Annotated in this window: 19 protein-coding genes and 1 CRISPR repeat array; of the genes, 1 reads left to right on the top strand and 18 read right to left on the bottom strand. The window is 36.3% G+C overall.

Annotation, left to right across the window (positions count from 1 at the left end; genetic code table 11):
• Nucleotides 1-4 precede the first annotated feature (4 nt).
• Both LQE94_RS05990 and LQE94_RS05985 read right to left on the bottom strand, forming a co-directional pair.
• Nucleotides 5-1,753 (bottom strand): MATE family efflux transporter, encoded by a 1,749-nt coding sequence (locus LQE94_RS05990; RefSeq protein WP_240577235.1) that lies wholly within the window; start codon nucleotides 1,751-1,753, stop codon nucleotides 5-7.
• Between the two features lie 340 nt (nucleotides 1,754-2,093).
• Nucleotides 2,094-4,151, bottom strand: a complete 2,058-nt coding sequence (locus tag LQE94_RS05985) for a hypothetical protein (RefSeq protein ID WP_240577234.1) — start codon at nucleotides 4,149-4,151, stop codon at nucleotides 2,094-2,096.
• A gap of 196 nt (nucleotides 4,152-4,347) precedes the next feature.
• Between LQE94_RS05985 and LQE94_RS05980 the strand changes: the two genes are divergently transcribed.
• The gene (locus LQE94_RS05980; protein ID WP_240577233.1) at nucleotides 4,348-5,679 is read left to right on the top strand and encodes a sensor histidine kinase; all 1,332 of its coding nucleotides are present in this window, start codon (nucleotides 4,348-4,350) and stop codon (nucleotides 5,677-5,679) included.
• Nucleotides 5,680-5,734: 55 nt separating this feature from the next.
• On the opposite strand, the gene LQE94_RS05975 is transcribed toward LQE94_RS05980, so the two are convergent.
• The 16 genes from LQE94_RS05975 to LQE94_RS05900 all read right to left on the bottom strand — a co-directional run bounded on the left by LQE94_RS05975 (nucleotide 5,735) and on the right by LQE94_RS05900 (nucleotide 21,594).
• A complete protein-coding gene (locus LQE94_RS05975; protein WP_240577232.1) occupies nucleotides 5,735-7,873 on the bottom strand; it encodes a SulP family inorganic anion transporter in 2,139 nt (712 codons plus the stop codon).
• A 28-nt stretch (nucleotides 7,874-7,901) separates the two neighbouring features.
• Nucleotides 7,902-8,753, bottom strand: a complete 852-nt coding sequence (locus tag LQE94_RS05970) for a DegV family protein (protein ID WP_240577231.1) — start codon at nucleotides 8,751-8,753, stop codon at nucleotides 7,902-7,904.
• A gap of 205 nt (nucleotides 8,754-8,958) precedes the next feature.
• A complete protein-coding gene (locus LQE94_RS05965) occupies nucleotides 8,959-9,777 on the bottom strand; it encodes a DUF4097 family beta strand repeat-containing protein (RefSeq protein ID WP_240577230.1) in 819 nt (272 codons plus the stop codon).
• Between the two features lie 4 nt (nucleotides 9,778-9,781).
• A complete protein-coding gene (locus LQE94_RS05960; RefSeq protein WP_240577229.1) occupies nucleotides 9,782-10,393 on the bottom strand; it encodes a DUF1700 domain-containing protein in 612 nt (203 codons plus the stop codon).
• Complete coding sequence (locus LQE94_RS05955) at nucleotides 10,390-10,707, bottom strand: PadR family transcriptional regulator (RefSeq protein WP_022074730.1); 318 nt, start codon at nucleotides 10,705-10,707, stop codon at nucleotides 10,390-10,392. The genes LQE94_RS05960 and LQE94_RS05955 overlap by 4 nt, the downstream gene beginning before the upstream one ends.
• 423 nt (nucleotides 10,708-11,130) lie before the next feature.
• Nucleotides 11,131-11,628: a CRISPR direct-repeat array (repeat unit 33 nt; unit sequence TATTTCAACTCACATCCTCACAAGGAGGATGAC).
• A gap of 170 nt (nucleotides 11,629-11,798) precedes the next feature.
• Entirely contained in the window at nucleotides 11,799-12,089 is a 291-nt protein-coding gene (gene cas2 / locus LQE94_RS05950; RefSeq protein WP_240577228.1) for a CRISPR-associated endonuclease Cas2, read from the bottom strand.
• An 8-nt stretch (nucleotides 12,090-12,097) separates the two neighbouring features.
• Nucleotides 12,098-13,129, bottom strand: coding sequence for a type I-C CRISPR-associated endonuclease Cas1c (gene cas1c / locus LQE94_RS05945; RefSeq protein WP_118689193.1), 1,032 nt, complete (start codon nucleotides 13,127-13,129; stop codon nucleotides 12,098-12,100).
• Entirely contained in the window at nucleotides 13,126-13,791 is a 666-nt protein-coding gene (gene cas4 / locus LQE94_RS05940) for a CRISPR-associated protein Cas4 (RefSeq protein WP_118724885.1), read from the bottom strand. Before cas4 ends, cas1c begins: the two co-directional genes overlap by 4 nt.
• A gap of 1 nt (nucleotide 13,792) precedes the next feature.
• Nucleotides 13,793-14,641: a type I-C CRISPR-associated protein Cas7/Csd2 gene (gene cas7c, locus LQE94_RS05935; RefSeq protein WP_118724884.1), complete on the bottom strand. Its 849-nt coding sequence runs from the start codon at nucleotides 14,639-14,641 to the stop codon at nucleotides 13,793-13,795.
• Between the two features lie 18 nt (nucleotides 14,642-14,659).
• On the bottom strand, nucleotides 14,660-16,609 hold the full coding sequence (gene cas8c / locus LQE94_RS05930; protein ID WP_240577227.1) for a type I-C CRISPR-associated protein Cas8c/Csd1: 1,950 nt from the start codon (nucleotides 16,607-16,609) through the stop codon (nucleotides 14,660-14,662).
• A complete protein-coding gene (gene cas5c, locus LQE94_RS05925) occupies nucleotides 16,606-17,349 on the bottom strand; it encodes a type I-C CRISPR-associated protein Cas5c (protein WP_240577226.1) in 744 nt (247 codons plus the stop codon). Before cas5c ends, cas8c begins: the two co-directional genes overlap by 4 nt.
• 14 nt (nucleotides 17,350-17,363) lie before the next feature.
• Complete coding sequence (gene cas3 / locus LQE94_RS05920) at nucleotides 17,364-19,802, bottom strand: CRISPR-associated helicase Cas3' (protein ID WP_240577225.1); 2,439 nt, start codon at nucleotides 19,800-19,802, stop codon at nucleotides 17,364-17,366.
• A gap of 167 nt (nucleotides 19,803-19,969) precedes the next feature.
• The gene (locus LQE94_RS05915) at nucleotides 19,970-20,245 is read right to left on the bottom strand and encodes a DUF3892 domain-containing protein (protein ID WP_240577224.1); all 276 of its coding nucleotides are present in this window, start codon (nucleotides 20,243-20,245) and stop codon (nucleotides 19,970-19,972) included.
• A gap of 655 nt (nucleotides 20,246-20,900) precedes the next feature.
• Nucleotides 20,901-21,131, bottom strand: coding sequence for a hypothetical protein (locus LQE94_RS05910; protein WP_117990067.1), 231 nt, complete (start codon nucleotides 21,129-21,131; stop codon nucleotides 20,901-20,903).
• Between the two features lie 71 nt (nucleotides 21,132-21,202).
• Nucleotides 21,203-21,379 (bottom strand): DUF3990 domain-containing protein, encoded by a 177-nt coding sequence (locus LQE94_RS05905; RefSeq protein WP_240577223.1) that lies wholly within the window; start codon nucleotides 21,377-21,379, stop codon nucleotides 21,203-21,205.
• The gene (locus tag LQE94_RS05900) at nucleotides 21,376-21,594 is read right to left on the bottom strand and encodes a DUF3791 domain-containing protein (protein WP_240577222.1); all 219 of its coding nucleotides are present in this window, start codon (nucleotides 21,592-21,594) and stop codon (nucleotides 21,376-21,378) included. The genes LQE94_RS05905 and LQE94_RS05900 overlap by 4 nt, the downstream gene beginning before the upstream one ends.
• Nucleotides 21,595-21,806 lie beyond the last annotated feature (212 nt).

The following is a 21,806-nucleotide window of genomic DNA, read 5'->3' as shown; positions in this document are numbered from 1 at the left end:
CCTCCTAAAAAGATATTATTGTATTATTCATATCGATTGCACGAATATAATTCATCGATTTTGAAATCTTCTTTACAAGTTCTATTCCATGGATATCAAATTCTTCGCTGTCATTTTTATATTCCAAAGGATTAAAATTCACTCCGTTATCTCTGATTCTCAAGTTTAAAATATCCTCTTCCAGACAGAGATTAATATCAATCCAGTTCGAAGATTTCCCTCCGAATTTAATAATATTTACCGTCATTTCTTCTGCACACACAGCAGCAAGATTTGCCCTGCTTCCCGATACATTATTTTCTATACAGAATTCCTTGATTTTTCTATGAACATCCTGCGATTCTTCCAATCTGCTTTTAATCGAAAAGTCCAGGTTGATTCCCGGATTCTGCTCAGGAATAATATAAAATGTAGATTCTTTATATTTGATTTTTCTGTATATATTTGCTGCGATCACAGTTAAGAACTCCGTAACAACAAACGCGATTGCAATACCATTGATTCCGATTCCGTCAATCTGTTTCCATACAAAGATTCCGACAAATGTTACCGGAAGTAATACAACTGCATTTTCAAGAAGTGTAACAAAACTTGCAATGGATGTCTCTTCGATTGATTCGTAATAGCTTACCATAAATTTATTCCACAAATACGGTGCTGCACAAAATGCGAACAGACGAAGTGCACTCACCATCTGTGCTCCTAACTCTCCGCCGCCACTTCCAAATAAAATCGTAATCTGCTTAGTAAATGCCATAATGCAGACAAATACCAAAGCCAGAACAATATAACTGTATTTCAGCATCTTTTTGCAAAGAACATGGATTCCGACAAAGTCTTTTTCTCCGTAAAGGATTCCGGCAACATTTGGGATTACGCCAATGATTCCCCCCGTTAACATTTCCACAATCATAAGAACATTATCACAAACTGTGAATACTGCCATTCCAACTTCTCCAATCAGGTGCATGATAATCAGGTTCAGCCCAAGTGCTTTCACGAAATTGGTCGCCATGAAAACAAGCATCGGAACCCCCGTTACGATTGCTTCTTTTAGTATTACAAAGTCTTTGGCTTTGAGAATTACAAAGCTTAAGTTTCGTTTATCCGAACGAATGTAAAGAATGAAAATCACCATTGCTAAAAGAAAGCCGAGTACCGTGGATAATGCTGCCCCTTTAATTCCCATCGGAGTATATTTAAGGAAAATATAATCGAGCACAAGGTTGATTACATTTGCAACAATCAGATATGCCGATGCAAGCTCCGGATGATTTTCCGCTCCAAGATAATTCACCATCAACAATCCTACCCCGATTACCGGTGCACCCAGCATACTTACCCAAATATAATCTCTTGTGTAATGCATTAAAACACCGCCATCTGATACCAATGCTTTTGCGATTGGGTCAGCTGTAAAAAATGCAGCGACAGAAAAAATAATCCCCACAATAATAGTCACTGTAAGGGTTGCTGAAAATAGTTTTGAAGCGGTTTCCTTATCACGTCTTCCCAGCATGATACCTGCTGCAATGGAGCCTCCGACTCCAAGACAGTAACCAACAAGCTGGATAACTGTTTCAACCGGCAGGCTCATCGTAACCGCTGCCATCGCATCCACTCCTATTAAATTACTGACAAAAATGGTATCGACAATATTTCCCAATTGAAGCGCCAGTGACATCATTATTCCAGGAATTATGTATTTATTTAACTTTGTATTTAATAATCTGTTATTCCTCTTTTGTGTCATATTCCCTCCTTTTTCAATATAAATTTTCCGTTCTATTTATTTTAATCAAGTCGAACGTCCGTGAGACTTGGCGCGTGATTCTGGTCAGCGAAGCTGACATATTCCTATCAGAATCACTGCGCATCCTCGCGGAGCGTTTATCTCAGTCGGAGATTGGACTCCCACTGAGACAAATTTGCTATTACTCGCCACCTGAAGAGGTGGGAGTCTTCTCGACTGAGATAAATTTGTTAAATTATATCATGAATTTTCTGAATATTCAAATTTTATACCTTTCAATAAAAAAACACCTGAATGGTCAAAATTTCTTCTCCATCCAGGTGATTTCCTTAAAAACAAATCATTTATTTCCGAGAATAACTGCTATCTTAATTTCTTTTTCTGTATCACTAAGATCAAATTCTCCTCCATCTTCTACCATAACATGCACTTCATATAATGTATCCTCTGTAAGTTTATCCGGCAATGTTCCATCTTCTTCCTGAATATGCCATAACTCTGCAGGAACTTCTTTTAATTTATTCTCTTTATCATATGCATATAATGTAAATGTATCTGCTTCTCCTGCAATTCCTTTCATTCGTATTGCCACAGTAGTATTTGGATGTACATTTTCTACTGTAATCGTATTCAGCCAGCCTGCAACATTTCCTTTCCCGCCGGCTTCTGTAAATTCTTCTTGTGTTAGTACATTTCTCTTTGCCTTGTCTAAATCTACTTTTCGGTAAGGCATCTCCGGCAGATAAACAAATCTGTCCTGCAATCTTAAGAGCTCCAGATATCCGGTCGGGCAATATAATGTATTTCCGCTATTTCCTGCATACATGCCGATTGCCATATTGTTGTATCCCGGTTTATCTGAAACATCCATTGTGAATGCTGTTTCTCCTGTTTCAAAATCTAACATGATGAATTGCCACATGCCACTTTCCATGTCCTGAACATAACCATAGATATAACCTGTCGCTGTAGAAAGCTTCATCATAGATGTATCATGTATATCGTCTCTGCACCAGATACTCTTCATTTTATATCCGTCTTTTGTCTTGATGGTATCAACACGCTCTACTCCCGGCAAGACCATCTTATTTCCCTGCTTCAGCCAGTTTACATCGTAAATATTTTCATAGGTCTGTATAGAAGAATCGTTGTCTGCGTCCGCAAGTTTTGCACTTCCGGCTCCAAACCAGTTGCATACGATTGTGCTGACTGTGCCTTCTCCGTTATCATATACCATTGCTGAATTTTCTACCGACACCTGCATATTTTCCGGAAGCTCATCGATTACCGGCATGCTTGCCACTATTTCCCCGGTCTTCATATCTAATGCCAACAGATTTACCGGATCCTGATTATCTGTAAACATAACTAATTTGCTTGTCAGAGATGGTGAACATCCACCTCCCCAGGCAAGACCTCCGCCTGTAGTTTCATCTCCTTCTTTGCTGTCTTTCGCTCCCACGCTTTCATATGGGGTACACCACTGCACCTGTACACCATCTTTTGCATTTAATAAATAACAATTTTGATTCGTTAATATAACTGCACCTTCCTTTGACGATGCAATTCCATTCTCTGCACCTTCGCCAGGCTCCAATTCATATACAAATGTAGATTCTTTCAGATCAACATGTTCTCCCTTTAAGATGGCATCAATTACTGCCCTTGAAATGTATCCCATTGCACCTTGCTGTTTACGTTCCGGATAAATACGGAAACCGCCTGTAGCAAACCATAAATTTCCTTCATAGTCAAAAACTACAGATAATAAGTTCTGATCCAATGTTTTCCCTGTAATTTCTTCTGCCGCCGCTTTAATATCAATATCCAGCACTTTTTCAAATTCCGGAAGGACATTTCCCGCATCATCTGTTGCTTTCAACATAAGCACATGGTTGTTGCTTGTCGGACATACCAGGCGATTGTTCTCATCTACGAATGAATATGAGCTTTGTATCACATATCCTCCGCCATCATGCTTTGCCGGTGAAAAATAACCTTCTGTCTGTGCTTCATCCGCATTAATATCACGGATAGCCAGTCCTCCTTGCAATGGAACAACAGCATGTCCATATGTATCAAAAAACACCGCCGGAGATGCATTTTTATTTACCGTTTCATAAGAAACATTTATCTCCGGATAAATGTCAACCGGTAATACTTCATCTGTCGTATCTGAATTATAACAGTCATGATGAATATTGGCATCGCTCTTTGCCATATATGGATTATCGTCAATTGCTTTTTCAGTAAGTGGTTTAATTGGAACAACTGCATTTTCTTCTGTTGTCTTCTGCTCTGATTTTGCCTCCTCTGTCTTTGATGTACCATTTGCACATCCCGATGTGAGCGTAACTGCAGATATAATAAACGCTAATAGTATTTTTCTTCCTTTCATTTATACTTTCCTCCTTTTTCCAGCCTTTGTAATCTACTGCTTTTATTATAAAAAAACACTTTTCGTTTTCAATCGCTCTGTCACGAATAGTCAAAAAATAGCACGAATTGTAAATCCGCCCCGTAGTTTGTCTATATGTTTTATGTTAAAATAAACGCATGAGATAAATTTCTTATTTTGAAAGGGGGCATACATAATGAACGATATTCTTCGCCCGACACTTGAACTTACTGTAATTATACCTGGGATGATTCTTGCCTATCTTCCTGTAAAATCAACACTAAAAATATCTCTTCCAAAGCTAATTGCCTGGCTTTTTCCTCTTCTAATTGCACTCTGCATTTTGGGAGGTATATTATGCTCGGCTTTACAGATTAAAACAGCTCCCATTCTCTTTTTCCTGTTATTGTTCCTCTTGGTGATCTATCATAAAACTCTTGCGATTTCTATTTGGAAATCTTTTAGCATTTTTCTTGCGATTTGTGCTGTTTTTTCTTGCGTGAATAGTTTTTCCCGCGCAATAAATGCAATTATAGATTTGCATTTACCTGCCTCAAAAAATATACTCTGGTTTCAGATTGGCACAGGAATCATCTATAACATTATCTGTATTTTATTCCTTTTAGCCGTCTGGTATCCTGCCACTCATACTGTCCGAATCATGATCGATGATGATAATTTTGCTCAGACCTGGTATGTATTCTGGATCTTACCGCTTATATTTATCGGACTGAATCTGTTCATGGTTCCAAAATACGATGGCACCTTATATACCGGACGGATTTTACAGATATATATTGTTGTCAGCCTTGTTCTGTTAATAATTCTTGCATTATTTTATGCTCTGTTTTTATTAATGGCAAACAGTCTAAACCGAAATGCACGGCTTCAACAAGAAAACTATCTTCTTTCAATCCAACAGGAAAGATATACTAACCTCTGCAATGCAATCGAAGAGACACGTCAGGCACGACATGATATGCGCCATCATTTTCTTCAGTTATCCTCAATGGCTGAAGCTGGAGATATAGAAAAAATAAAAGAATATCTATATAATGTAACCCAGAAAATCCCGACTATGCATATGCATTTTTGTGAAAATCAGGTCATCGACAGTGTAATCAGCTATTATTGTACACTGGCTGAACGTAACACAATTCCTTTCCACGTGCAGATTGATCTTCCGGCACAAATTTCAGTCGATGAAACAGACTTTTGTCTTGTTCTTTCTAACCTGTTAGAAAATGCATTGGAAGCCAGCTTGAAGACCGCAAAATTCAGACAACGAATCGATATCAAAATCTATCGACATGCTTCTAATCTTATTTTAATTCAAATTGAAAATGCGTTTGATGGTAAAATCCAGCAAAAGCATGGCATTTTTCTTTCTTCTAAAAGAAATGAAAATGGTATCGGAATTCAATCTGTCCGCCACATTGTTGAAAAGACTGGCGGTGGATGTGATTTCACGTATGATAATGGAATATTTACAGCTAAAATTATGCTTCGTCCTTGTATCAATTCATAAAATTTATAAAAAGAAATGGCCGGAACTTCAAAATTCCAGCCATTTCTTTTTTATCTTATTCTTCTTTCTTCTTGTTATCTCTTAAACTAATGACAAGCTCATAAACATCCGGACGGCGTTCTTTCAAATGTTCATCCAGACGATGTCTGCGTTCCTTAAACCGTTGGGCAAGCTCTGGGTGTTCCTGTGCAATACGGTCATGTACTTCTTGTCTGTGCTCTTCCAAACGCGCTGCAAGTGTTCTTTCATCTTTTCCGGAAATATTTACAATTTCTTTCAAATGTTCCTCAAGATGCTCCAGCCACTCATCTTCATCAAATGCATCCATGTGTGACCAGCTTCCATGCAGCAGTTTCTCCATATCTCCACTTTTTTTCAACTGCTCGATCTGTCGTGCAATCTGCTTTTCAATCTCATCTTCTGAATTCGAGCCAAATGCCCAAACAAATTCCTGTACACGATTGTCTACACGCTTTCTTGAAGCGCTGCGCTCTTCATTATCCACTCCATCCTCTAAAGGATATGGCCTGTTAATTCCCATATCTTTTAATGCGATATGTGTTGTTCTTCGCACACAACCTTCTCTGATAAGATATCCTAACCCCAGTTTTCTCATCTGCTCATTCAATCCCGCAATGTGCTCCGTTATATAAAAACGAACCCCCTGTGCTTTCAGAGATGCGTAAAGATTTCCAAGCCTTTCCGCTGCTGTGATATCCATACTTCCGATACCGCTTGCATCTAAAATTACTGCCTTCGTATCTTTCTTTTGTTCCAGTGCATCCTCTATATCCTGCTGTAATACCTGCACGTTTGCGAAAAAAAGATTGCTGCTAAAACGATAGATTAAAACATCTTTTATTGCATGAATCTGACTACTTTCATTTAAATCCCGGAAATGTCTGTGCCCCGGCTGAATCCCGAGAAATCCTCTCGCCGGCTTAGATGATCGGATTATCATTTCTGAAAATGATAAAATAATTCCAATCAATACACCATTTATCGTCCCAAGAAAAAGTACTCCTACAAATGCACCTGCGAAAATAAAAAATTCTGTCCGGCTGACTTTCCAAAGCTTCGCCGCAAGATGAAATTCTGTCGCACCTAGCAGTGCTGAAATCACGATAGCTGTAAGCACCGGAATCGGAAGATACCCTATAAATCCGGTTCCACAAAGCAGCAAAATCAACATAGACAAACCTGCAACAATACTCATCACCTGCGTTTTTCCCTGGTATTGTTCCCCCATCGCAGTTCTTGAAACAGAACCATTAATTGGACAACATCCGGTAAAGGCTGCCGTCATATTACCCACTGCGAATGCTAAAATTTCCTGATTGTCATTAATCCGATATCGGTTTTTCTGTGCGAAATTATTTTCTGCAAGCAATGTTTCTGCCATAATGACAACCGCAACCGATAAACTAATCGTAATTACTTCACGAATCGGAACAACAGTAAAATCTGGAATACTCCACTTTGGCAGTCCCGGTTCAACCGCATCCAAGGTTTTAATTCCCCACGCTGTCATTGGAAGCATGTTTGTAAGAACTGCACCTAATACCATTAACACTACCGCCATCGGGAACTTCGGTACAAGCTTTTTCGCTACAAGTAAAATCACAAGAGAGACACTCCCAAGTATAAGCGATGGCATATTGATTTGTCTGGCAACTTTAATAATATGTTCCGCCAGTTCCAAGAATTCGCCGGTTCCTGCACTTCCGCCCATAAGCTTTGGCACCTGCATCAAAATAATCGTTGTACAAATACCGGTAATAAATCCACCCATCACCGGCTCTGATATATAATTGACAAGCTTTCCTGCATGCATTAAATAAAATGCAAAAAGCCACACAGCCACAAAAAATGTCAGCACCGGAACAACTGCGAGAGCTTCTTTTGAACCGCCTTCTATGTTCATTCCTAATAAAGCTGAACCAACTAAAGCTGCCGGTGCTGCATCCACACCAAATACAAATTGTGGTGATGTCGAAAATAATGCAAATAAAAGGATTGGAAATACTGAACCATATAATCCATATACTGCCGGAAGACCTGCTATTTGTGCATATCCCATAGAAATTGGGATTGACACCGCCATAATGATCAACCCAGTAATTACATCATGTACTAAATTTTCCTTATTATATTTTCGAATCGTGGGTGCCAAGGTAATATTTGCAAGCTTCATTCTATGTCATTCCCTTCTTAGCTTTTTATTACATACTTTGGATAAACAGAACACCTAATGTTCCCGGACCACAATGGCTGGAAATGACGCCGCCAGCCCTTGTTTCTAATATTTCAGAGAAAACACCCAAATTTTCCAAATAAGAATGGACTTCCTCTACTATCGTGCGATCACAACCAGAATGCGTAATAAAAACTCTGTCCGGTCTTGCCGCTTTCAAATCATCCTCCATATCCTTTACATACGTCATAATTGCAGAATTGATTTTTCCACGATATTTTTTTGAAGCATTCATTGCACCATTCTCTACTACAATTTTAGGATGCAGTTTTAAAACGCCTCCTGCCATAGCTGAAACCGCATTGCAGCGACCGCCACGATATAAATAAGTGAGCGTATCTACAACAAAGCTTGCTCTGACATTCGGTTTTAACGCTTCTATTGCTGAAACAATTTCTTCTACTGTGTGATTATTCTGTGCCATAATAGCTGCCTCTATTACAAGAAGCCCAATCCCTGTAGAAAGATTTGCTGAATCAATTACTGTAATACGATCTTCCGCCTCCAGCTCCTCTGCAGCAATACGCATAACATTCCCTGATGTAGACATACTGCTTGAAATAGAAAAACATACAATTTCGCGACCTTCATCTATATATTGTTTAAAAAGCTCAATTGCATCTGTCAATGCCGGAGCTGACGTTTTTGGTGTTGTCTTATTTTCATCAGACCAGCTATAAATCTGTTCCGGTGTAATATTCTTTCCATCTTCATATTCATCTTCCCCGAGAAGAATATGAAGCGGCAAAATGTCAATATCATATTTTGCAATCAACTCTGGAGAGAGGTCGCATGTGCTGTCAGAAATAATTTTTACCATGTTAAGAATCTCCTTTTTTATAATTTGTTTTTTACATTCTCATTTTTATAATAATATTATTGTAACTCACTCTCTCCATTAAGCAAACAAATTTTTTTATTAAGATAACAATAAATGATGTTTCTGCAACAGGAAGTTTGTACGCGGTCTTATTATTTCTTAGTCTGTGATAAATCCATATTTTCTATCTATAAAAATGTATCTGTTATCTGCACTTCAGGCTGACATCTCCACTATCTGTCTGAATTACCAGCTTGCCGCCTTTTCCTTTCTGTGTATAAGAAAGATTGTAGTCATCCTCATCTTCCATCATCTTTCCGTTAAGTACATCATCCACTTTGACATTTCCCATATCCGTATCCACTTGAATGTTCCATGTACGCATCACATCTTCTTTTCCTATGAAATAAAGATCACCCATATCTGTATCCACTTTCAGATTTTCAAAATCACAATTCTTAAAGAACATATCTCCTGAATCTGTCTGAATGGTTCCGTGTTCGATTTCACAATCATTCAGCAGTATATTTCCCATATCCATCTTAATAGCAGCCGTCTTCCACTTCTGACCTTCCGGTACGTAAAGTGTTACCACATTTTCATCTGTAGTAAATGCCTCTCTATTGAAAAATTCCGACAAAAATCCAATATCAACATGATAATATGACTTACCAGCATTTCTATTTTCCTGAATCGTCAATTTATTATCCTCTACCTGATAACTGATTGGTTCTTCCTTCTGATTAGATGCCTGATAAGAAATATAACAAGACTGATCATCTGAACAAATCACCTGCAGATTCATATCCGTCATAGAAATGTCTACTGAATCAAAGTTATCAATCTTTGTCTTTGAAAGAAGAGCCTCGTTGTCTTCTTTTTTTGCAGCTCCATCCATCTTGTTCAGATCAGCTGCTTTTACATATTTGTTTCCACCGCTTGCAACTCCGATTCCGGTCAAAACCACACCACATACAAGACATCCGACTCCTGCCCCAAGCCATGCTTTTACCCAACTTTTCATCGCTCTAACCTCTCTTTCTGTTTGTAATTTTGCACACCAGTTTTGCAATCAGCATACTGCTCCATTTACACAGATATATACATAATAAGACCCCAAGAATACCTGCTCCCATAGCCAGCAGTCCACTTCCTGTAAGCATTGCAAAACCGCTCATAGAAATTGGAACTGCCAGTATACCACGGACAATAATCTTACCTCCAATAATTATCAGACACGCTGCAAACAAAACTACACATAATAATATGGCAAGCATGCACACAACTAATGATAATACAACTGCAGCAAGTGCTACCAGAAGCGGAGCTCCCACCGGTGCCGCAAATAACACCAGCAATGCGATCCATATTACATGCTTTCCGGAACCTTTCTTTTCTGCTCTAGTCTGTCCGTCAGTCTCATAATTTTGATGTTCTTCAATCTTTTTATCCAAAAGATTTGCCATCAGTTCTCGGGCAGCCTCCTTCGGCGTCCCCAGCTCCTTCATCAATTCTGCTGCGCCTTCCTCATCTGTTTCCTGAAAATACTCTGTAAAATATTCCATCGCATCTTCATAATCCTGTCTCGGAAGTTTCCGAAGATATTTATGTAATTGATTCAAATATTCTTCCTTGCTCAACCTCTTATCCTCCCTTCGATAATTCCATCTACTGTATCTTTATAGACTTTCCATTCATTGCTCAGATATGTAATCTGCGCCTTTCCTTCCTCTGTAATCGAATAGTATTTTCTCTTTCTTCCCTGATACTCCTGCGAATAAGTTGTCAGATATCCTGCTTTCTGAAGTTTCTTCAATATTGGATACAGTGTGGATTCTTTAATGTCAGCTGCTTTCTTTACTGTCTGACTAATCTCATATCCATAAGAATCCTTGCTTTCTACCACTGTCAGGATTATGTATTCAATCAGTAATGCTGATACCGGAAAATACATCTAATCACCTCCTACGTATATGTAAAATATTTATATATATAAATTTTATATATAATATAGCTCAAAGGGTTTTGTGTGTCAATAGATATGTAAAAATTTTATATATTCTATTTTCGTTTTGATTTAAATCGAACGCACGTGAGACTTGGTACATGATTCTGATCAGCTTAAGCTGACATATTCTCCTCAGAATCGTTGCATATCCTTGCGGAACGTTTTATCTCTGTCAGAGATTATACTCTCCCCTTGAGATATATTTCTTATTACTCACCACTTATAGAAATTGGAGTCTTCTCGAATCAGATAAAAAAATGCCAGAATTTCTCCTGACATTGAATCACTATAACTTTTAGTTATTGCCCCCCACACACATCCTCACAAGGAGGATGACAATTGTAGCAGGAGAAAGAAGATGGAGAGCACTATTTCAACTCACATCCTCACAAGGAGGATGACTAATCGGCCAGACGTCCTTCTTGTGGATATTGTATTTCAACTCACATCCTCACAAGGAGGATGACATTACCTTTTTCTACTTTAATGTTACGGATTCTATTTCAACTCACATCCTCACAAGGAGGATGACGGGAAAGAAAGTAGCGGTAACTGCCACGTAACTTACATTTCAACTCACATCCTCGCAAGGAGGATGACGGTCCATCTCTGACATATCCATCCGTTGTGATGATATTTCAACTCACATCCTCGCAAGGAGGATGACGATGAGACTGGCAAACCACCCTCGATTTAAATTATTTCAACTCACATCCTCACGAGGAGGATGACAAGATTCACCAGTTAAATATAATTTCATATTTGATATTTCAACTCACATCCTCACGAGGAGGATGACGATGATCACATACAAGATGCCATTCAAGACAACAATATTTCAACTCACATCCTCACGAGGAGGATGACAGCAATTTTAAACAAAAACAATCTATTTAAAATCACATATTATATCAACAATAAACATTTTATATCTATTGTTGACATCTTTTTTCATTTTCATATATATTTCTAAGCCTAATTTTTCTCCTTTTCTGGTGCGAATGTCCCAGAAAATTTATGTGCACTTAGCGTTCGCACTAGAATATCAACGTATCCTTAACATCAAAACCAGGCTTAGCACCAATATGTTCTACTTTATTTTTATATTTTTCACCCAGATAATAAAATCTAAGGCTATCTAGCTCTTTATCTATAATGTTCTCCAATATATTTTTTACTTGTCTGCATTTGGTTGCGTCCATTTGACATTCAAATACAGAATTCTGTACTCTCTGTCCATAATTAGTGCATTCTTTTGCAACCTTTCTCAACCGTTTCCTTCCTGCTACAGTTTGAGTATTTACATCATATGTAATCAAAACTAACATCTGCTCACCTACTTCCAGAAAAATGGTGGGTACTCATCTAAATCTCCTCTCAAATATCTGGCTAATAGCATACTTTGAACATAAGGAGCCATTCCCCACTCTATTTTTTCATCTATAAAAGGATGTTTTATAGTTTCCTGTTTTTTAGATTGCCACGCTGATAAGAAAACTTTTCTCCCTTCATCTGTCATAATAACTGCATCATTTTCTTTTCTTATGAAATATTTTTCTTTCATAATTTTTTTATTAATCAGTGTCAATACAAATCTATCCACCATAATACCTCTGAATTCTTCCATAAGATCTAATGCTAATGACATTCGACCGGGACGGTCTGTATGGAAAAATCCTACATATGGGTCCAATCCTACTGCTTCCAATGCACCTCCGCACATTCCAGCCAATAGAGAATATCCGAATGACAGCATCGCATTTACATTATCCAATGGCGGTCTTTTATTTCTCCCATTGAAATAGAAATCGTCTTTTTGCTGCAAAATTAAATCGTCAAATACCGAAAAATATACCGCAGCTGCTTCTCCTTCCAGTCCAAGTAATTCCTCTGCATTTTCACATTCTCTTATTTTTCCCATACTCTGAGCTAAAAACGCTGACTTTTTCTTTATCGTTTCCACATCTAAACGCAGCGCATAATCTCTTGCTGATCTCTCCAAAATCCACCTTGAATTATATACTTTTCCCAAAATAAAATTTCGTGCTATATGTACACTTTCATCCCGATTATCACTAATTCTATATTGTTGTTTTCTTAATGTAACATTTCCTTTTACTTCACCTGTAACTCGAGCTAGAAATCTTCCATTTCCAGACATAAAAGACAAATCAATATTCCGCTGTGCACATACTCCCATAAGCGCCGGACTCGCTCCTGTATAACCAAATGTAATTATCGCTTGTAAATTATGTAATGGAATTCTTCCGATTTCTTTTTGTTCTTCCAATACAACAACATTTTCTCCATCTAAGGACAAATATTTATTTCCAGATGTCACATATAACGTATTTAAAAGTCTTTTCATCCTTTTTCCTCTTCTGAAATAATTTTATCAATATATCCTGAAACTGACTTTTTCTTATTTAAAACAGGTAGACAAATATCTTTTAATGAGCATGCATTACATTTTTTACTTATTTTGACTTTTGGAGTATAACGTTGCTCGTAATACTTATGCATTTCCGCAAATATTTTTCTGACTTTTTCTCGTATTTCATCTGTAAATTCTACTTTTGTGCGATGCTTCGTCTCTCCATAATAAATATAGCCATGCGGTATTGTACAACACAACATTTCTTCTAAACATAACGCCTGGGCTGTTACCTGAAGAATATCGGAATCATCTGCTTTTGGTTTTCCTCTTTTATATTCTATCGGAACTACTTTATAAAATCCTTCTTTTCCGGACAAACTGATTCCATCCTTTGCTTTATGAAATTCTACTACATCACATTCACCGCTCACTCCCATTTCCCGGGAGTGAATCGGCATTGCTCTCACAACTGTCAAATTTCCTCTTTTTTCTTTTATACTTGCATCGTGAGCATTTTCATGAAGAATCTTACCTTCCACTGTTCTGACATTTTCCTGCCACTGTAGTTCTATATACGCTAATGCCCATTGTCTCCTGCAAAATTCAAAATGCTGAATTCCAGATAATTGAAGAAAATCTTCTTCCTTATACAAATTAAAATTCCTCCGGTTGTTTGCATCCTTCTACATTCCATGAGATCTTGTAATCCTCAAATTTTCTTGGATGTTCTTTTTGTGGGTCAATTTTAAATCCTCTTTGAATTTTACCACTGGAAACTGCTGGTGTTTTTTCATCATGCTGCCACCAATACATTTTGCAAACTTCCATACTTCCTTCCGGTCTTGCAGAAGACGCATCATTCTCAAATAATGTCTTCAATGCTTCCTTTAATACCTCCGCATCTTCCTGACTAAAACCTGTTTTTTCAGCAAGTTGTACATTTACACTTCCCATTACCTTATATACAGCAAATCCAACTCTGTGTTTTGTTCCCATCGTATCAGAAGCTTTACTTTCTTTTCCAGATTCACTATTCACACTTTTTGTAATCTGCATACTGATAATATCGATTGGTGATAAACTTACTGCCTGATGAATAGAAACAGGTCCCCGTACCCCGAAAGACACCGGAATTCCTTTAAATGCAAAAACTTGTCCAAAAGCTCTTACATCTAACCATTCTTTGCATGCAATTGCTGCACAAGCATCACGATTTGCATTTTTCTTATTTCCCATCTCTGCTTTTAATTCCGCACAGCTATCTGCTCGGTCTTTTAAACTGGTATAAGCATCATCTGTTCTGTCATCTGACTGAACAAAAATCTTCTGTCCCAAATCCTGAAAACGATTTCTAATTTTTCTTTTAATACATACATCTGAAATTTCTCCAAAACCATCCATATTAATTCGCGGACGATTTCCGTTTAATGGATCTCCGTTTGGGTTGGCATTGTTTGCACTGATAAATAATGTAAAATCAATTTTTCCTTTTAATTCGCTCATGATCTACTCCTCCTCTTTTTATTCTTCTGAACTTTCTTCTTTTTCTTCGGACTTCTCTTTCTTTAATTTCAAATCATATGCCTGATTATGGAAACCAAGTAGATATAAACCTTCTAATCTATTGTTATTAGTAAATGTACTTTTATCAAATAAGTCATCAATTTCATGCAATAGATTTTCGTAAAATGTCCTTTTTGCAATATCTAACTTATTCATATATGGCTGAATATTTTCTTCTATTACTTTCCACGTTTCATATGGTCTTTGCGAGAAAGTATTCATATATCTTTTTGCATTGGTAATTCTTCCACTATCTTTCTCGTCATATGTCAAATATTCAATTCGATCTGCAACTGCCAGCAGTCTTCCATACAGATAATTTCTATCTGTTTCCTTTTTATCTAATGCCACGTTCCATTCCTCCTTATATCTATCCTTTTTATCCTTTTTTACAAACGAACATGCTAATGTCAAAACTCTTTCCCAATTTCTTCGTTCCTTATATGCTAATGGATTGGATGCCTTTGATACTGCAAGCATCACATAATCATACGGAACCCTAGTGCCATTCCATATACATGGAAGCAATCTTTGTGCTACTTGTGCATAGAGTTTCTTACCATTAGCATCCACTATAGACACTGTTCCCTTATTCTCAATACCATATAAAATATCTGCAATATCTTTGACCCCAACCATTCCCGCAAATTGTATTCTTTCTCCATCTTTCCATTTCGTATGAATCCAGTTGCAATCGTTATGCCATTTTTCTATATTTTTCAGATATCTGGCAGAATTCAGTTCTTTATTTTCAATCAATGCTATCCGACCGGGCGTTGCCGCATCAAAAGCAAGTAAAATCATATTCGAAGTATTATCTATCTTTTTCCCATAGCCTCTTAGTGCCTTCTGGAACTTATCAGCAGTGATTGGATTCCCATCTGATACAATCTCATCTGTAGACCAGTCATCTTCCCAATCATCCTCAGCATTTTCATTACATTCCCTTTCATACTCAGATACAATTGCTTCTGTATCTCTCTCCCATTTTGGCATGCTTAATTGGTTTGACTCCCATGTCACAATTGTCATAGTATCAAAAAAAGTGCCTTGTTTTCGAATAATCCACTTCAAAGCATTGTGTGCTTTTTGCGAGGTCTCATTTCCTACTGCAAACGCCTCTTCTTTACTTGTAAAACGTCCTCGATAGGTGAAATTTTGACTGTCATTTGCAGAAATCAGCTTTGCTCCATCACCTTCATTTCTGATTTTCTTTGAATGAAGATAAGAAATAGATTCCATATTTCCTGTCAAATAACATATACCTTTTTCTTTTTCCTGTGACCTAACATATTCTATATAACATTCCTGCAAGGTTCTGTCTTTCCAACATTCATCCGGAGTTTCCTGATATATTTTCTCATCAAATGACCGTATAATAAATCGTACAAAAGCTTTTGGCTGTGGAATCCCTTGAATATTTTCTTTCTCATCTATTTGATTTTCTTCATTAAGTTTTATAATTTTATGTGCAACTAAATCTTGAATTAATGTCGATTTTTTCAGATACTCATAAACTGCTCTGACCTTTTCATGACAACAATCTGATTCTACCCATTCTTCAAGCTGTGAAATATATAGCTCGCTACATACTCCATCGTCTTTATAATATTTTTTATAGTCACCGGCAAGATACCTCAAATTATCACATAATGGATGTGGCTCTTTTCCGGCTGTACGACTTCCCGATTTTTCTGTAACTGGTATAATCGTCAATTTGTCGTTCTGATCCACCTGTTCTGCACGAACAAAATTACCATCTTGGTCTATCGTTACCGTTATCTGTGCTGTTACAGTTGTATGAAATGGTGGAAGAAGTACATAAGGGATATCTCTTCGATATTCGATAACTCCAATCTTATCGCTATTTTTCTCGTATAAATCAATCAGTTCATTTATCCAACTCAATCTTCCACCTCCTCATCTGTAAACTCTTCTAATCCCACAAAATTATTCTCTTCTTTTCCAAATACTTTTTTTTCCATTGGACGGATATGTCTTTTCTCCGTACAATCCTCCGGTCTGGTAAATTCTATAATTCCACCCTTTTTCATTACCGGTCTCCAGAAACGCACTGTCATTTGGTCTTTATCTTCATCCAGAATTGCCTCTTCCGCATAAGTAATCCCATGATACATAAATCCATAACCCACTTCTCCCGGCATTGTATCGTAATAACTCTCGCCTTCGCCAAATACACATGGTTCCACAAACGCCTGACATTCCCTTGTTCCCAAGAAAATATCTCTGCGGCCACCTCGTTTTACCATCCTTTTCGCAATATTATGATGCTTGTTTTCATTTCTATCCTGCTCCAGCTCCGGATGATTGAGATTCATCTCAAAATGTGCCCGCACCTGATATCTCACATCTTTTAAATAAGTATAATATGCCAGTTCATTTCCACCATTGTATGCAATCGGTCGAATTCCTTTAGTCTCAGTCTGAATTGGATTCATTACTCTTACCGCGTCAATGATCCAAATAATCGTAGGCTTCCAGTAAATACTTTCCGTAATTCCTTTTAATGCTTCATAAGTCGGAATATGATAGCTTGTCTTTTCTCCTCCCACTCTCATAACCGGATCTGAAAAAAGCGCATATGTTCCATACACTTCAAACTCTATTGTATTTCTGTATCTTTCCAAAAATCTCACCTCCGCTATAACATTTGCAATTCCATATTAGGTTCATCCACAACACCTACTTCCTTGTCATAATATCCATCACACAATACCAATATCTCTCCCTTGCAAATTTCATATATTGCATTTCCGAGTTTTTCTTTTCTTTTTTCAGAAATTCCAACTGTATATCTCTGCAATTTTTTTAAAATCTTTTTCTGTTCTTCTATCTCGAGATAATCCTGCGATAATTTATCCAATAGTTCTCTCGCTTCATCATTGTATGGAACCACAACACTAACTTTATAATCATTAGAAATAACTTCAAACGCCTGTCCTGCGGTCAAAAAAGCCTGCGGTAATTTTGTCTTTACTTTTTCTCCATTTCTTCTGATATATTGTAATTGTCCTACTTTATTTTCTCCCAATAACTCTATAATTGTGGTTGTTTGTTTATCTATCAGAAATTTCGTTTCATTTGTTCTAAGTTGGGAATAGTAATTTAAATAATATGCTTTTATTGCCTCTTCTGAATCCAATGTATCTCTGAATTTTAAAGAATTATTTTTATAATCTTCCAATACTTTTTGTAATGCTGCCTGCGCATTTCTAATTTCCTGCAAATGACTTAATTTCTCTGCTTTTTCGGATATCTGTACAATGAAAACAGTTCCCATTCTTCCTAATTCCTTATGTCTATTGCATCGTCCTGCTGCCTGAATTATATTATCCAAACCTGCTTTAGACCTCACAACACACCCGAATGAAAAATTCACTCCTGCTTCAACAACCTGTGTACTTACACATATAATCTTTTTCGATTGTTCATTCAAAATTTGTTTTATAGATTTTAATGTATCTAATTTATGTTGTGGACACATATTATTACTCAAATGAAAAAGTTCATATTCTTGTGGACATATCGCTTTTAATTGTTGAAATGTATTCATTGCACAAGCCGTAGTATTCAAAATAACCAATGTACTTTGATATTGTTCTGTTTTTCCCTTCACAAATTCACTTAAATCTTCTATCTCCATACCGCCAGGATATAATTCTGTTGCATCTTTAATATCTGTCCTTTTAAAAGCATCTGCATACTTTTCCAGTCTTCCCGCCATTTCTATACATTCACAAATGTTATTCTCTCTTATTGGTGCCAATGTTGGCTGCGTTGCTGAACACAACACAACTGTCGTACCACAAAATTGAGTAAGAAAATTCACAGCTAAATTGAAAAGTTCCATACATTTTACAGGAATTGCCTGCACCTCATCAAATATGATAATACTGTTGCATAATGTGTGCATTCTACGGATACAGCTTTTCTGAGCTGAAAACAATGTATTCAATATCTGTACTGCCGTGGTCACTATAACCGGTGAATCCCAAGTTTCAGTGAGTTTGCGATACCGCTCTTCTTCTCCTTCTTCGCAAACCACATTACAATGATGCTCTAACACAACATCTTCCTTGCCTATTGCTTTTCGAATCTCCTCGGCATTCTGAATCAATATAGAATTGAATGGTGCTATATAAATAATGTGTTGTTTTTTCGTCTTTTTCGCATGATACAGAGCAAAACGAAGACTGCTAAGTGTTTTTCCTGCTCCTGTCGGTACAGTAAGTCGATAAAGATTTTCTTCTTTGTCTGCAGCTTGTCTACACAAATCTGAAATTTCTTGACGATAAGAATTTAACACATTTCCATTCGACGGATTATTTTGAATTTCCTTCGACATATATTTTTCAAAATTCTCTATACATTCATTCCAAATCTTCTGCGTCTCTTCCAATGAAATTCTTTTTGATAACGGAACATCTTGAAAAAAACAAGCCGTATCCGTCCAGTCACCATCAATGAGTAAAGATAAAACCAATCTCAGATACATTCCCATAAAGAAATATCTATTTCCACATTTTCTTTTTGATATTTCCGATTCTTTATGAAAAATATTGATTTTTCCTTCCATGTTCTTATATGTTTGAATCGCTTTTTCACAATATTCTTCCAATATCTCTTTATCATAAATCTGAAAGAATTCTTTCTTTATCCAGTCATAATCTATTTGTTTTTCATCCCGTTGTTGCTGTAAACTTTGTCCATTATCCAGATTGATGCAATCTCCCATTCCGTGATGAAAATATATAACCGTACTGATAAATTCTGAAACACTTTTTTCCTTCAGTAACTCCCTGATTAATCTTCCGCCAGCAGTAGAATGATCCAAACCATGTTTATGAGTATCATCTCCATATTGTAGAATCCTCTCAAAATCTTCTTGATTTTCTCTTCCCAGCTTTCCTGCATCATGGAACAGCCCTATCAAAGTAACCAGTATCTTCAATTCTGAAAGAGAACAAGTCTCCGTCGCATAGTTCGCAACATTTTCTGAATGCTCTTTCATCGTCTGATATCTACCTGATTCATAGTCTACGTGCGCCAAATCTTTTTTTGTTTCGATTTTATTATCCATGTAGCCCTCTTGTATTATCTGTGTATATTTTTCTTTATTCAGTTTTCTATTTTGTATATTTTTACTATATTTTATCAAATTAAAGAATACCATACAAGGCAGAATCCAAGAAAGCATTTGCTTTATAAAATATCAAAGGATTCTGCCTTACTCATGTTTGATTTTCCTTATTCCCTCGGTAACTTTAATAAATTATCCGTCACTGTATCATTCGCCTCTGAACGAACATATTTTTCTCCCAATACACTCATTACCGGAACTAAATACGGATAAGGAAATATATTTACTTGTATTGATTTTGGAAATTGTTTTAGATAATCATAGACTACTGCTTTTTTCCAATATGTACCTGTTTGATCAATATAGATAGAATCTATATCCTGTACACTTCTTGAATTACCACAGTTACTTTTCATCTGAATTTTCATTGCTTTCATTGTCATCTTTGCATTCTCCTTCTTGAATATATAATTTTGTAACGAAAATATATAAAATGACTTTACAAAAGCAAACTAATTATTTAGAATAGATTTTGCTAAGTGTATTCTATTAATTAGATGCATTTGAATACCGTTTGATATTACCAGTATCAAGCGGTTTTTTTATTATATTTTTCATTACATTTTTACTATACTCCTATAAGTTCTAATTTGTCAATATTTATTTTTCTACCTTCCCTTAAGGTAAAACAATATTTGTATTCATTTTTATAGTCAAATCCTCTTGATTTGACTATAATATGGTATTGCTACCATCCCTATAGGTTTTTCAACTCACAGATATTTACTATATCTGACATTTCATAAGAGATAGAATCTTATAAATATATTTTACATCTCTTATGTCTTTGTCCAGTTCGATCCATTTGTGCCTAAGCAACTTCTAATCTCTGAAAAAACTGTACAATCGTTATTATACGAATATCTTTAATATTTTTCAAGCTGTAATCTCTTATGTTAAACAACAATAACATCCTTGGAAAAACCATTTTAACTCACATCCTCACGAAGAGGATGACTCAGGGAGCTTACGCTGCCCCAAACATTTGGCACTTATTTCATTAATATCTTATGCCCACACTAATAATCTTTAAAAATTTCATATTTCTGCCTGAATAATATGTCCAAAATTCATTTCATCTTTGAATAAATCGTACACATATTCCGGACTTTCCAAATATAATCCGGTCTCTTTATCTATAAGTTTTTCAAAAACTTCTGAATTGTAAAATTTATTCATAGCTTCGTCATATTCTATACTCTGATCGGTACTAATCATATCTATAATATCTTGTATCGAATATTCCAACAACTGATCTTTTTTACACATTTCTACTCATCACCTTTCTCAAAAGTTTCACACTCTTTTCTGTATGAAAAGAATATTGCGAAGAAGTCTTTTTATAAATCATTCAAAATCGATGATTGTCCATAAATTTTTGCTACTCTTATCGCCATTTTTTCGGCTTGTTCTTCAATATCCGTCAGATAAAATCCCTGACCAAAATCCTTGTATGGTCTGCACATTGCCAGATTTATATTATCAATTGCTATATTACTCCCATGATATAATCTCATAATGTACCTCCATTTTTTTTACATAAAATTTCCAAATCATCTAATATAGTATCAAAGTCCAACGTATGTTCCACATCATAATTTTCTTTAATAAAAGCTATTCCTTTAAATTGAAAAAGATACCGAAAGGCCTCTTTACTGCTCAGCTTATGCCTATTGGCAAATTCATTTACACACGCAACAGTAAAACCGATTTTTCTTTTCTCTTCACTCATTAAAAAACTTCCTTCCTGCATTTAAACATGCCTAATTATTGCCTATAGTTTAATCGTATCATAAGTTCTCTTATTTTTTACAAAAACACTCTGCTTGCCAAATTTATCTGTTTTTGTTCTAATCATAATATGAAAATTGAATTTTTTCTATTTCAAGTTGAACGTCCGTGAGACTTGGCGCGTGATTCTGGTCAGCGAAGCTGACATATTCC

Origin of the sequence: Mediterraneibacter sp. NSJ-151, from assembly GCF_022487435.1 — a bacterium.
In the GTDB taxonomy this organism is placed as follows: domain Bacteria; phylum Bacillota; class Clostridia; order Lachnospirales; family Lachnospiraceae; genus Schaedlerella; species Schaedlerella hominis.
The sequence above is the reverse complement of the archived record's forward strand: the minus strand, read 5'-3'. Positions and strand labels throughout refer to the sequence as shown.